Source organism: Cellulomonas sp. URHD0024, assembly GCF_000426185.1.
Lineage (GTDB): Bacteria > Actinomycetota > Actinomycetes > Actinomycetales > Cellulomonadaceae > Cellulomonas.
The window spans coordinates 411705-424969 of the sequence record NZ_AUEW01000004.1; the positions used below are offsets into that span (position 1 = coordinate 411705).

9 protein-coding genes are annotated in these 13265 nt (G+C 73.0%); 5 read left to right on the forward strand and 4 right to left on the reverse strand.

Annotation, left to right across the window (positions count from 1 at the left end; genetic code table 11):
• Positions 1-7: 7 nt before the first annotated feature.
• Positions 8-1699, reverse strand: coding sequence for a phosphoenolpyruvate--protein phosphotransferase (gene ptsP / locus I847_RS0107100; RefSeq protein ID WP_051274573.1), 1692 nt, complete (start codon positions 1697-1699; stop codon positions 8-10).
• A gap of 162 nt (positions 1700-1861) precedes the next feature.
• On the opposite strand from ptsP, the gene I847_RS0107105 reads away from it, so the two are divergent.
• Both I847_RS0107105 and I847_RS0107110 read left to right on the forward strand, forming a co-directional pair.
• Positions 1862-2092 (forward strand): glucose PTS transporter subunit EIIB, encoded by a 231-nt coding sequence (locus I847_RS0107105; RefSeq protein WP_028049148.1) that lies wholly within the window; start codon positions 1862-1864, stop codon positions 2090-2092.
• A gap of 20 nt (positions 2093-2112) precedes the next feature.
• Positions 2113-2574: a glucose PTS transporter subunit IIA gene (locus I847_RS0107110; protein WP_028049149.1), complete on the forward strand. Its 462-nt coding sequence runs from the start codon at positions 2113-2115 to the stop codon at positions 2572-2574.
• Between the two features lie 65 nt (positions 2575-2639).
• Here the strand turns inward: I847_RS0107110 and I847_RS22400 are convergent, their stop codons facing one another.
• On the reverse strand, positions 2640-3686 hold the full coding sequence (locus I847_RS22400) for a mechanosensitive ion channel family protein (RefSeq protein WP_051274548.1): 1047 nt from the start codon (positions 3684-3686) through the stop codon (positions 2640-2642).
• Entirely contained in the window at positions 3671-5815 is a 2145-nt protein-coding gene (locus I847_RS0107120; protein ID WP_028049150.1) for a prolyl oligopeptidase family protein, read from the reverse strand. The genes I847_RS22400 and I847_RS0107120 overlap by 16 nt, the downstream gene beginning before the upstream one ends.
• Before the next feature lie 112 nt (positions 5816-5927).
• Here I847_RS0107120 and malQ point away from each other — a divergent pair, with 112 nt between their 5' ends.
• Positions 5928-8057, forward strand: a complete 2130-nt coding sequence (gene malQ, locus I847_RS0107125; protein WP_028049151.1) for a 4-alpha-glucanotransferase — start codon at positions 5928-5930, stop codon at positions 8055-8057.
• Between the two features lie 132 nt (positions 8058-8189).
• Here malQ and pepN read toward each other — a convergent pair whose 3' ends face one another.
• Positions 8190-10787 (reverse strand): aminopeptidase N, encoded by a 2598-nt coding sequence (gene pepN, locus I847_RS0107130; RefSeq protein WP_028049152.1) that lies wholly within the window; start codon positions 10785-10787, stop codon positions 8190-8192.
• A gap of 133 nt (positions 10788-10920) precedes the next feature.
• Between pepN and I847_RS0107135 the strand changes: the two genes are divergently transcribed.
• Entirely contained in the window at positions 10921-12474 is a 1554-nt protein-coding gene (locus I847_RS0107135) for an NAD(P)/FAD-dependent oxidoreductase (protein ID WP_028049153.1), read from the forward strand.
• 69 nt (positions 12475-12543) lie between these two features.
• Complete coding sequence (locus I847_RS0107140) at positions 12544-13152, forward strand: DsbA family protein (protein WP_028049154.1); 609 nt, start codon at positions 12544-12546, stop codon at positions 13150-13152.
• Positions 13153-13265: the final 113 nt, after the last annotated feature.

Consider the following 13265-nt stretch of genomic DNA (forward strand, 5'->3'; position numbering starts at 1 on the left):
CGCTGACCTACAGCCCCAGGTCCTCCAGCGCCGGGAGCCCGGCGCGCACGACGGCCCGCGCGTCGGCGGCTGTCGCCGCGGCGAGCGCCAGCTGTGCGAGTCGTCGGCACTGGTCGAGCGACGTCACTGCAAGCAGGGCCGCGACGTCGGGCAGGGCGCGGGGGGTCATGGACAACGACGTGATGCCCAGGCCGACGAGCACGACGGCGAGCGCAGGGCTGGCGGCGGCCTCCCCGCAGACGCCGACCGGCCGACCCTGCTGCGCGCCGCCCGCGCAGGCGGCAGCGATGAGGTGCAGGACGGCGGGCTGCCACGGGTCGGACAGCTCGGCGACGGCGCCCAGCAGGCGGTCGGCGGCCATCGTGTACTGCGTCAGGTCGTTGGTCCCGATGCTCGCGAACGCCGCGTGCGCCAGGATCGGCCCGGACAGCAGCGCGGCGCTGGGCACTTCGATCATCACGCCGGCCACGTCCAGCCCGTGCCCGGCGCACGAGGCCACGAACTGCTCGGCCTCGTCGACGGTCGACACCATCGGCGCCATGACCCAGACGTCGGCCTGCTCCTGGTCGGCCGCGCGCGCGATCGCGGTGAGCTGGTCCTCGAGCACCTCCGGGTGTCGCACCGCGGTGCGCAGACCGCGCACGCCGAGGGCGGGGTTCACCTCGTGGTCGTCCGTCAGGAACGGCAGCGGCTTGTCGGCTCCCGCGTCCAAGGTCCGGATCACGACCTTGCGTGCGGGGAACGCGGCCAGGACGCGCCGGTAGGCGATCACCTGCTCGTCGACCGTCGGCGCCTCCGTGCGACCGAGGAACCCGAACTCCGTGCGGAACAGTCCCACGCCCTCGGCGCCCGCGGCGGCGGCCGGCTCGGCGTCGGACGGGTCGCCGACGTTCGCCAGGAGCGCCACGGCGTGCCCGTCGGAGGTCCGGCCGTGCCCGTCGAACGTGCGCACCGAGCGCCCGAGCGCCCGTGCGGCACGGACCTGCTCCTCGGACGGGTCGACCGTGACCGTGCCCGCCGACCCGTCGACGAGCAGCAGGCCCTCGGCGTGCACGACGGCCTCGGCACCGCGTGCCGCCACGACGGTCGGGATGCCGCGTGCGCGGGCGAGGATCGCGGTGTGCGACGTGGGCCCACCGGTGCCGGTCACGATGGCCAGCACGCGTGTCGTGTCCAGGGTCGCGACGATCGCCGGCGCGAGGTCGGCCGCGACGAGCACGAACGGGGCCTCGTGCGCGGGGACGCCCGGCGCCGGCCGGCCGGTCAGCTGCGCGACGAGCCGGTCGCGCACGTCGGCGATGTCCTGGGTGCGCTCGGCGAAGTACCCACCGAGCGCCTCGAACTGCTCGGCCACCGCCTCGGCGGCCTCCCACACGGCACGCTCGGGAACGAGCCGGTCGTTGATCACGCGTTGCTCGGCGTCCTCGACCAGGGTCGGGTCGGCCGCGATCGCCGCGGTCGCGTGCAGCAGGTCGGCGCTCTCGCCCGAGGCGCGGTCGGCGGCGGCGTCGAGCGCGGCGCGCACCACCTCGGACGCCTCACCGATGCGGGTCGCTGCGGCGGCGTAGTCGGTACCGGGCGGGAGGCGACGACCCGACGGGGGTTCGGCGACGGGGTCCGGCATGAGGACTGCCGGGGCCACGACGCGCCCAGGACTCACCCCGATGCCCGTGATGACCGTGGGATTTTCGGCTTGCACGGCACTCACCGGCGTGACCTCCTCGTCGACCTATCGAAGTGTGGGCCCTGCCTGTCCCCGAACGCCAGCCGGACGCGTCCGAGCGTCTGAGCCCGGTGTCCAGCGCACGGCGTTACTCTTGCGTCGCGCGTACCGCAGCGCGCCCGCGAGCTGAGGAGTTCCATGAGCAAGGCAGAGCAGATCCTCGCAGCGCTGGGTGGGGACTCGAACGTCGTGGACCTCGAACCCTGCATCACCCGGCTCCGCGTCGAGGTGACCGACGCACACCTGGTCGACGAGATCGCCCTGAAGGCCAGCGGCGCGTTCGGCGTGGTCCGTTCGGGTCGCATCGTCCAGGTGATCGTCGGCCCGGAAGCCGACAACCTCGCCGCCGAGCTCGACTCCCTGCGCTGAGCACCGCCCCGGACAGGGCGATGGCCTCCGTGCGGCTCCTCAGCCCCCTGACCGGGGTCGTGCTGCCCGTCACCGCCGTGCCCGACCCGGTGTTCGCCGAGGGGATGGTTGGACCCGGTCTCGCGATCGAGCCGCTGCGCACTGCGACCCAGACGGTCGTCGCCCCCGCGGACGGGGTCATCGGTGCGCTGCACCCGCACGCGTTCGCGCTCGAGCTGAGCGAGGGGCGCACCATCCTCGTCCACCTGGGGATCGACACGGTGAGCCTGGCCGGTTCGGGCTTCACGCTGCACGTCCAGCGTGGGCAGGCCGTGCGTGCCGGCGACCACCTGGTCACGTGGTCGCCGCTCGACGTGCACGCGGCCCAGCTCGCGACCATCTGCCCGGTCGTCGCGCTCCAGGCCGAGCCCGACCTGCTGACCGTCCTGGTGCCCGAGGGGGGCACTGTCCACGCGGGGGAACCGTTGCTCGACTGGGCGTGAACGCGGTGGGCTGCCGTCCTCGAGGCGCGACGACGCCATTGCCGGGGGTGCCTGCCCCAGGGCCGTCAGGCCTCCGCAGGACCCGACGACGCCGCCTCGCGGGCGCCCTGCTCGTTGGCGATGTCGTCGAGCGGCGTGTCGTGCGGGTCCCGGGTCCCGGTCCGCTCCGCCACGGCCGCGCGATGCGTCGCCATCAGGTCCCGCTGGCCGGCCAGCGGGACGTGCGCCTGCTCGAGAGCCTGTCGCGTAGCGATCCGCAGCTCGCGTGCGACCTCCCACTGCTGCGCGGGTGACGTCTTGACCTTGAGCCGCAGGGTGACGGCCTCGGCGCTGAGCCTCTCGATGCCGGTGATCGTCGGCTCGCCCAGGATGTGCGAGCCGATCACCGGGTCGGCCACGACGCGCGCGGCCGCCTCGGCCAGCAGGCCGCGGACCTCGTCGAGATCGGCGAAGTAGTCCACGTCGATCTCGACGACCGCGATCGCCCAGCCCTGCGTCTTGTTGCCGACCCGCAGCATCGTGCCGTTCGGGACGTACCAGAGCGTGCCGTCGGCGTCGCGGATCTTGGTGACCCGCAGCGTGACCGCCTCGACGGTGCCGTTGGCGGGCCCCACGTCGATCACGTCGCCGACGCCGTACTGGTCCTCCAGGAGCATGAAGAGGCCGGTGAGGAAGTCCTTGACCAGGCTCTGCGCACCGAAACCGAGGGCGACGCCGACGATGCCGACGGACGCGATGAACGGCGCGAGGCTGATGCCCAACGTGTCCAGGATCAGGAAGAACGCCGTGCACCCGACCGCGATCGACGCGGTCGAGCGCAGTACCGAGCCGATCGTTCGTGCGCGCTGGGCCCGCCGGGCGTTGGCCAAGGGGTTGGCCCTGTCGAGCACCGCGCCGACCGGGCTGTCGCCGAGCGGCCGGAGCATCTCGCGCTCCAGCCACGGCGTGCCGTCGGCGACGTGGTTGGTGATCGAGCGGATCGATCGCCGGATGAGCCACAGAGCGATCGAGCTGATCGCGACGATGAGGATGATGCGCAACGGGATGCCGAGGAACCACTGCGCGGGGGTCTGGGCCCCGTCGTCGGCCGCCCGGATCACGCGCGGGCCCACAGACCGGTGCGGTCCGCCGCGAACTGGAGCTGCTCGACCGACAGCCCGATGCTCCGGGACAGCGAGCGGCCGCCGTGTCCCACGCCGGTCTCGCGACGCAGAAGGATCGGCCGTGTCGAGGGGTCGCCGGTCGACGCCGCCTGCAGCGCCGCGGTGAGCTTGCGGGCGTGCAGCGGGTCGACGCGGGTGTCGCCCTCGAACACGGTGAAGAGGGTGGCCGGGTAGGCGGTGCCGGGCACCACGCGGTGGTAGGGCGAGTAGCCGAGCAGCCAGCCGAGCTCCGTCGGGTCCTCGGCGTCCCCGTACTCCTCGGTCCACGTGACGCCGAGCCCGAACTGCTGGTAGCGGACCATGTCGAGCAGCGGGGCGGAGCACACCGCCGCCGCGAACAGGTCCGGCCGCTGCGTCACCGCCGCACCGACCAGCAGGCCGCCGTTCGAGCCTCCCCAGCAGGCGAGCGCGTCGGGCGTCGTCCAGCCGTTCGCGACGAGGTGCTCGGCGACCGCGTGGAAGTCGTCGTACACGTTCTGCTTGTTGCCCCGCATGCCGTCGCGGTGCCACTGCTCGCCCTCCTCGCCGCCGCCGCGCAGGTTGGCGACGACGTAGACGCCGCCCGCCTCGACCCACGCGAGGGTCGTCGCGGAGTAGGCGGGGTCGAGGGAGACCTGGAAGCCGCCGTAGCCGTACAGGATCGTCGGCGCCGGCCTGGTCGGTGCGCCGGTCGCGTCGAGGGAGTCCTCGAGCGCGACCACGAACGCTCGGACCACGGTGCCGTCCTTGCTGACCACGTCGATCTGCTGCGCGACGACGTCGGGGACATCGGCGACGAGTCCGGGCGGAGCGGCCCACAGGGTGGTCCGGCGCGTCGCAGCGTCGAGGTGCCGGACCGTCGACGGCGAGGTGTGGTCGGTGTACGAGAACCAGATGTCCTTGCCGCCCTCGGGACGCGTCACCAGTCCCGAGATCGACCCGAGCCCCGGCAGCGGCACGAGCTCCAGCAGCTCGCCCGTCCGGGGGTCGTGCGCCGTCACCTCCGAGACCGCGTGCCGACGCCACGACGCGAACAGCTCGGTCGGTGTGGTGTCGTCCCCACCGCCGTCGGCGAACGCGACATCCTCGAGCACAGCCGTCGGGTCCTCCTCGACGAGGGTCGTCCAGTGCTCGACTCCCGGCTCGAGGGGATCGGCCACCGCAAGGCGCCCGCGGGGCGCGTCGAGGTCCGTGTGCACGTAGAGCCGCCCGTCGCGCCCCACCCACGCACCGGTCTGCGCGTCGAGCCCGACCGCGACCTCGGCGAACGTCGGGGCCTCGAGCGGGGTCGTCGACAGGTCGGCGATCCAGACGTCCGTGCGCGGTGCGGTGCCGGCGGACGCCGAGACGATCAGCCAGCGCCCGTCCCGCGACACCGAGACGCCGTAGTAGTTGGTGTGGTCGAGCCCGTCGCCGAACACCTCGACGTCCTGGTCGGCCGGCGTGCCCAGCCGGTGCAGCCACACGCGGCGGTGGTACTGGACCTCGTCCGCCGGCAGCAGCTCGGGGGCCAGGCGCCGGACGTAGAAGAACGCGTCGCCACCGGGCAGCCAGGCGACAGGGGAGTACCGGGCGCGGTCGATCGGTCCGTCGACGACGTCGCCGGTCGTCACGTCGAGGACGCGCAGGACGCTCTCCTCGGTGCCGCCGGACGAGACCTGGTAGGCCACGAGATGGCCCTCCTTCGACGGCTGCCAGGAGTCCAGGGTCGTCGTGCCGTCGGGGTCGATCACCATCGGGTCGAGCAGGACCCGCTCGCCATCACCCTCCGCGACGACGACCACGGCGTGCTCCTGGTCACCGGAGCGACGCGAGAAGAACCGCCGGTCGCCGCGCCACGCCGGCGGGCTCACGAAGCCCGCGCCGAGCAGCTCCCGGAGCCGGGCGGTCAACGCGTCGGTCGACAGCGGCCCGTCGGTGGGCAGCCCGGCCCGGTACGCCTGGTAGAGCTCGTCCTGCGCCGCCGACCACGCCTGCGTCTCGGCAGAGGTCTCGTCCTCCAGCCACCGGTAGGGGTCGGACACCTGGTGGCCGCGAAGGTCCTCGACGAGGTCGAGCCGGAGGGTCGTCGGGTAGAGGCGTGGAGCGGGGGCCGTCATGGTCCGCAAGGCTACGTCGCGTGCCGGTGGACGTCTCGTGTGACGCACGCGCGCGACGTATGTGCTGCGTATGGGGCCGTGTCTGTCGTTGTGTGTCTGGCAGGATCGAGACGTGGCCGACGACCCGGTACCTGCGTCCGACGCCCTGCTACGCCTTGCTACGGCCTACGGGGTGGTGCCCGATCACTGGGACTTCCATGGTCGGAACCGCCGCGCCAGCACGGCGACCCTGCAGGGCGTGCTCCGTGCGCTCGGCGTGGACGCCTCGTCGCCCGAGCGCATCGACCTGGCGATCGCGCATGTCGAGGACATGCCGTGGCGCCGCGTCCTGCCGCCGGTCCTGGTGGTCCGCGAGGGTCGGCACGCGCATGTTCCCGTGCACGTCCGGCACGGCGACCCGGTCGAGGTCTGGATCGAGCTGGACCCCGAGGTGGGCGGCGGCCGCCGCGAGGTCTCGCAGGCTGACGTGCCGGTCGACCCGCGGAGCGTCGACGGGCGCCTGGTCGGTCGGGCGACGTTCACGCTCCCCGACGACCTGCCGCTCGGCTGGCACGAGATCGTGGCCCGTGGCCCGTCGGTGGATGCGCACAGCCCGCTCGTCGTGACGCCGTCGCACCTCGACCTCCCCGAACCGATCCGCACGCACCGGTCGTGGGGCCTCATGGCGCAGCTCTACTCGGTCCGATCGAGCGCCTCGTGGGGTGTCGGGGACCTGGCGGACCTCGCTGAGATCGGCTGGCTCGCCGGACGCGAGCTCGGTGCCGACTTCCTGCTGATCAACCCGCTGCACGCGGCCGAGCCGACGGTGCCGATGACCCCGTCGCCGTACCTGCCGACCACCCGCCGGTTCGTCAACCCGCTGTACATCCGCGTCGAGGACGTGCGCGAGGCCGGTTACCTCTCCGCGGCGGACCGCACGCTCGTCGAGTGGGCAGCCGAACCTGTGCTGGCCACGGACGGGGACCCGGGGCCGATCGACCGCGACGCAGCCTGGACGGCGAAGCGGGCGGCCCTGGAGGTCGTCTTCGCCGCGCCGCGTTCCGCCGCACGGCAGGCCGCCTTCGACAGCTATGTCGAGCAGGAGGGCGCGGGGCTGGAGACGTTCGCGCTCTGGTGTGCGCTGGCGGAGAGGTACGAGGACCGGGAGTGGCCGTCCGAGGCCCGGGATCCGGCGTCGGCGTTCGTCGCGGAGGCCCGCCGCGAGCTGGCCGACCGCGTCCAGTTCCACATGTGGCTCCAGTGGCAGGCCGACCAGCAGCTCGCCGCCGCACAACGCGCCGCGCTCGACGGCGGTATGGCGCTCGGGATCATGCACGACCTCGCCGTGGGCGTGCACCCCGACGGCGCGGACGTCTGGGCATTGGGCGACGTGCTGGCGCGCGGTGCCACGGTGGGCGCCCCGCCGGACATGTACAACCAGCAGGGGCAGAACTGGTCCCAGCCGCCGTGGCGCCCCGACGCGCTGGCCCGGGCGGCGTACAAGCCGTACCGGGACATGCTGCGCACCGTGCTCCGGCACGCGGGCGCCATCCGGATCGACCACGTGATCGGGCTCTTCCGGCTCTGGTGGATCCCCGAGGGCGCCGACTCCGTCGACGGGGCCTACGTCCGGTACGACCACGAGGCGCTCGTCGGGATCCTCGCGCTCGAGGCGCACCGGGCGGGTGCGGTGGTGATCGGCGAGGACCTCGGCACCGTCGAGCCGTGGGTCCGCGACTACCTGTCCGACCGCGGGATCCTGGGCACGTCCGTGCTGTGGTTCGAGCGCGACCTGCACGGCGCCCCGCTGCCGCCGGAGCACTACCGGCCGCTCGTCCTGGCGACCGTGACCACCCACGACCTGCCGCCGACGGCCGGGTACCTCGCCGGCGAGCACGTCGCGATCCGCGAACGGCTCGGGCTCCTGACGGAGCCCGTGGAGCTGGTGCGCGCGGCCGCGAACGCCGAGCGCGACCAGATGCTCGACGTGCTGCGTCAGCGCGGGCTCCTCGGCGACGACCCGTCCGAGCGCGAGATCATCGAGGCCCTGCACACGTACGTCCTGGCCACACCGTCCGTGCTGGTCGGCGTCTCGCTGGCCGACGCCGTGGGGGAGCGGCGCGCCCAGAACCAGCCCGGCACCGACAAGGAGTACCCGAACTGGAAGGTGCCACTCGCCGACGGGTCCGGTCGCGTCGTGCTCGTCGACGACCTGTTCACCAACTCGCGCCTGCGTTCGCTGGCGGCCGTCCTCAACGCGTGACCTGCACGTCCGCCACCAGCTGGCCGGCCCCCGCGTGCTGATCCGGGCGTCCGGCACCGGGGCCCGCCGGCGGATGGCCGCCCTCTGAGACGAACGGCCCCGCGCGCACGTGCGCGCAGGGCCGTCCAGCGATCAGGCGCGGCGGTCGGCCTCCTGGGCCAGGAGAGCGCGACGGACGCCGTCCCGGGCTTCCACCACCAGCCGGCGGAGGGCCGGCGAGGCGTCGGGGTGCCCGTCGAGCCACTCGTCGGTCAGCGCGAGGACGTCCACCCGGCTGTCGCCGGCGAGTTCCGTCGGGTACAGGCCGACGACGATGTTCTGGGCCATCTCGCTCGTCCTGGACTCCCAGACCTGCTCGATGCCGTCGAAGTACGGCGCGACGAACGGCAGCAGCAGCCCCACGTCGTGCACCCGGCCGAAGCCCGAGATGGTGGCGGCCTGGATGGCGTTCGGAAGCCCGTCGCCGTCGACCACCGCGCTCCACGCGGTCTGCTTGGCCTCGGCGGTGGGCACCGCGGCCCGGGCGGCGGCCGCCGCGCGCTGGCCGGTGGCCGTCGCGTCCGCGGCGAGCTGCGCCGCGATGTCGGGTCCGCCGGCACGTCCGCCTGCCACCAGCGAGGTCAGCAGCTCCCAGCGCAGGTCGGTGTCGATCGACAGGCCCTCGAGCGTCGCCCGCCCGTCCAGCAGGTCACGGATCGCGTCCAGCTGCGCGGTGGTCGCGGCGCGACCGGCGAACGACTTGACCAGCTGCAGCTGCGTGTCCGACCCGGCGGCCGCAGCGCGCGCGAGCTCGAGCAGCGCGTCGGCGGCGTCGGCTGCGACGGACGGCCGGTGCTCGGGGGCGACGAACAGGTCGAGGGTCGTCGACAGCTGCCGCAGCAGGACCAGGAGCACCGACGAGTCCGTCTCCTGGGCGAGGTTGCCCAGGACCAGGTGCACGAACTCCCGCGCGGGAGTCTCCCCGTCGCGGGTGGCGTCCCACGCGGCGGTCCACACGAGCGTGCGGGGCAGCGAGTCGTCGAACTTGCCCAGGTGCTCGATCGCGGCGGCGAGCGACTGCGGGTCCAGCCGGATCTTGGCGTACGCGAGGTCGTCGTCGTTGACCAGGATCAGCGCCGGACGCGGCACGCCGACGAGGGCGGGCACCTCGGTCCGAGGACCGTCGACATCAAGCTCGACGTGCACTGTGCGCACGAGCCGGCCCGTCGCGGGGTCGAGGTCGTACCCGCCGACGGCCAGGCGGTGCGGGCGCTGCACCGGGTACTCGTCGGGAACCTCCTGCAGGACGGCGAAGGAGGTGATGACGCCCGCGTCGTCGACCGCGATCTCGGGGCGCAGCAGGGTGACGCCGGCCTTCTCCAGCCACAGGCCCGACCAGGCGGCCAGGTCACGACCGCTCGTCGTCTCCAGCTCGGCGAGCAGGTCGCGCAGCTCGGTGTTGCCCCACGCGTGCTTGGCGAAGTAGGCGCGGACCCCCTCGAAGAACTTGTCCTGGCCGACCCAGGCGACCAGCTGCTTCAGCACGCTGGCGCCCTTGGCGTACGTGATGCCGTCGAAGTTGACCTCGACGTCCTCCAGGTCGCGCATGTCCGCGACGATCGGGTGGGTCGAGGGCAGCTGGTCCTGCCGGTAGGCCCAGTTCTTCTCGAGCGAGGAGAACGTCGTCCACGCGCTGGTCCACCGCGTCGCGTCGGCGGCCGCGAGCGTGGACGCGTACTCGGCGAACGACTCGTTGAGCCACAGGTCGTCCCACCAGCGCATGGTCACCAGGTCGCCGAACCACATGTGCGCCAGCTCGTGCAGGATCGTCACCGCGCGCCGCTCGATCGTCGCCTCGGGGACCTTGGACCGGAAGACGTACGACTCGAGGAACGTCACCGCCCCGGCGTTCTCCATGGCCCCCGCGTTGAACTCGGGGACGAACAGCTGGTCGTACTTGGCGAACGGGTACGGCACCCCGAACGTCCGCTCGTAGAACTCGAACCCGCGCCGGGTGACGTCGAGGATGTTGTCCGCGTCCAGGTGCTCGGCCAGCGACCCGCGGCAGTAGACACCGAGCGGGACGGTGCGACCGTCGGAGCTCGTGAGCTCCTGGTGCTCCCCGTGGTACGGGCCGGCGATGATCGCGGTGATGTACGACGCGATGCGCGGCGTCGCCTCGAAGGTCCACGTCGCGGTTCCCTCGTCGGCGCCGCCGTTCTTGTTGCTGCCACCCTCGACCTGGACCGGTGAGCCGACCTGCGGGTAGTTGGACACCACGGTCCAGTGCGCGGGCGCCGTCACGGTGAAGGCGAAGGTCGCCTTCAGGTCGGGCTGCTCGAACACCGCGAACACGCGCCGGGAGTCGGCCACCTCGAACTGCGAGTACAGGTAGACCTCGTCGTCGACCGGGTCGACGAAGCGGTGCAGGCCTTCGCCGCTGTTGGTGTAGGCGGCATCGGCGACGACGACGAGCTCGTTGTCGGCGGCGAGGTCGGCCAGGGCGATGCGCGAGTCGGCGAACACCGCGGCCACGTCGAGCGCACGACCGTTGAGCGTGACCTCGCGGACCGCCGGTGCGATGAGGTCGATGAACGTGCTCGCCCCGGGCGTGGCGCCGAACCGTGCCGTGGTGCGGGAGGTGAAGGTCGTCGGCCCGGTCGTGAGGTCGAGTGCGACCTCGTACGACTCGGTCCGCACGACGGATGCACGCTCGCGCGCCTCGGCACGGGTGAGGTTCTCTCCAGGCACGCAGAGTCTCCTTGGGTCGTGGGTCTGCAGCGGTCGGCCGCAGCAGTGCGCGGGGTGCGGTGACAAGCCTGCTCGATCATCGCACGCACGAGCGAGCCGGGTCGGGCGCTGTGGACGGGCCTAGGGTCGTCGCGTGGACGGCACCTACGACGCGATCGTGGTCGGCGGTGGCCACAACGGGCTGACCGCCGCCGCGTACCTGGCCCGCGTGGGCCTGCGCGTCCTCGTGCTCGAACGGGGTGAGCACCTCGGTGGCGCCACGCGGTCCGAGCGCGTGTTCGCCGGCGTCGATGCCCACGTCTCGCGCTACTCGTACCTCGTCTCGTTGCTCCCTCGCCGCGTGCTCGTCGAGCTCGGGCTCCCGATCCGGCTGCGCCGACGCCGGTACGCCTCGTACACGCCCGTCCCGCACGACCCCACCCGCGGCCTGCTCGTGGACACGGGCGACGACGCGGCGACCGCGACCTCGTTCGCGTCCGTCGGTGCGGCCGGCGACGTGGACGCCTGGCGCGGGTTCGGCGCACGCACGGCCGCGCTGGCCGCACGGCTCTTCCCGACGATGACGGAGCCGTTGCTCTCGAGCGCCGCCGCCCGCGCGCTGCTCGGCGACGCCGACTGGCGTGATCTCGTCGAGAACCCGATCGGGGACGTCGTGGCAGCCACGTTCCGGGACGACCTGGTCCGCGGCGTCGTCCTCACGGACGCACTCATCGGGACGTTCGCCTCCACTCGCGACCGGGGGCGGGCGAACCGCTGCTTCCTGTACCACGTCATCGGCGGGGGGACGGGCGACTGGGACGTGCCGGTCGGTGGCATGGGGGCTGTCGAGCGTGCGCTCGAGGACGCGGGCCGTGCGTGGCGCGCGGACCTGCGGACGCGGGCTACGGTCACGACCGTCGACCCGGGGGGACGGCACCGACCCGCCGAGGTCACCTGGAGCGACGACGACGGCGTGTCCCACTGCGCCGGCGCCCAGTTCGTGCTCGCGGCGTGCGCCCCGGCGGTGCTCGAGCGTCTGCTCGGCGACGAGCCGAGCGAGCCGGCGCCCGAAGGGTCGCAGCTCAAGGTCAACATGGTGCTGAGCAGGTTGCCGCGCCTGCGCTCGGGCATCGACCCGGCGATCGCCTTCGCGGGCACGTTCCACGTCAACGAGACGGCGACCCAGCTGGAGTCCGCGCACGCCGACGCGGCAGCGGGTCGCATCCCGGCACTGCCCCCCGTCGAGACCTACTGCCACTCCCTGACCGACCACTCCATCCTCGGCCCGGAGCTGCGCGCGACCGGCGCGCACACGCTCACCGCCTTCGGCCTGCACATGCCGGCGCGCTTGTTCGTCGACGACCCCGACGGCGCCCGAGCGACGGCGCTCGCCGCCACGATCGCCTCCGTGAACAGCGTGCTGGCGGAGCCGATCGAGGACTGTCTGCTGCCCGACGCCGACGGCGCCCCCTGCCTCGAGGTGCGCAGCCCGGTGGACCTGGAGGCGGACGTGGCCCTGCCGGGCGGGCACATCTTCCACCGCGACCTGTCCTGGCCGTGGGCCGAGGACGAGGACGACGTGGGCCGTTGGGGCGTGGAGACCGCGCACCCGCGGGTCCTGCTGGCCGGTGCCGGGGCTCGCCGCGGTGGAGGCGTCAGTGCGATCCCGGGTCGTGCCGCGGCGATGGTCGTGGTCTCGCGCACGTGAGCGGGAAGAACCTCGCGACAGGTGTGGTTGACGACGGCGGCCCCTTTCGTCCACCCAGGAGGACCCCCTGTGAGCACCCCGCGCCCTGTCGTCGACTTCTGGTTCGACCCGCTCTGCCCCTGGGCCTGGCTGACGTCACGATGGATGGACGAGGTGAGCGTCATCCGCGACGTGGACGTGCGCTGGCACGTGATGAGCCTGGCCGTCCTGAACGAGAAGCGCGACCTGCCGGAGAACTACCGGGCGATGATGGACCAGGCCTGGGGACCGGTGCGCGTGATCGTCGCCGCCGCCCGCGACCACGGCCAGGGTGTCGTCAAGCCGCTCTACGACGCGATGGGTACGCGCCGGCACCCGGGCGGTCGCTCGGACAACGAAGCGATCATCGCCGAGTCGCTCGCCGAGGTCGGGCTGCCCGCCTCGCTCGCCGCGGTCGCGAGCACCGACGAGGTCGACGGCCTGCTGCGCGAGTCCCATGCGGAGGGCATCTCGCTCGTCGGTGAGGACGTCGGGACGCCGGTCGTGGCCATCGACGGGGTGGCGTTCTTCGGACCCGTCATCACCCCTGCACCTACCGGCGAGGCTGCCGGTCGGCTGTTCGACGGGCTGGCGCTCATGACGACGGTGCCGGGCTTCTACGAGCTCAAGCGCTCGCGGACGGCCAGCCCGTCGTTCTGATGCGGCTGCGAACGGAGGCCGGCACCGACTGCTGAGCGTCCCGCTGCGCGCAGGCGGAACGGAGCGCGGTGTCACGTCGTTCGCCTCTCCGGTTGGTCCCGTGTGATCCTGGT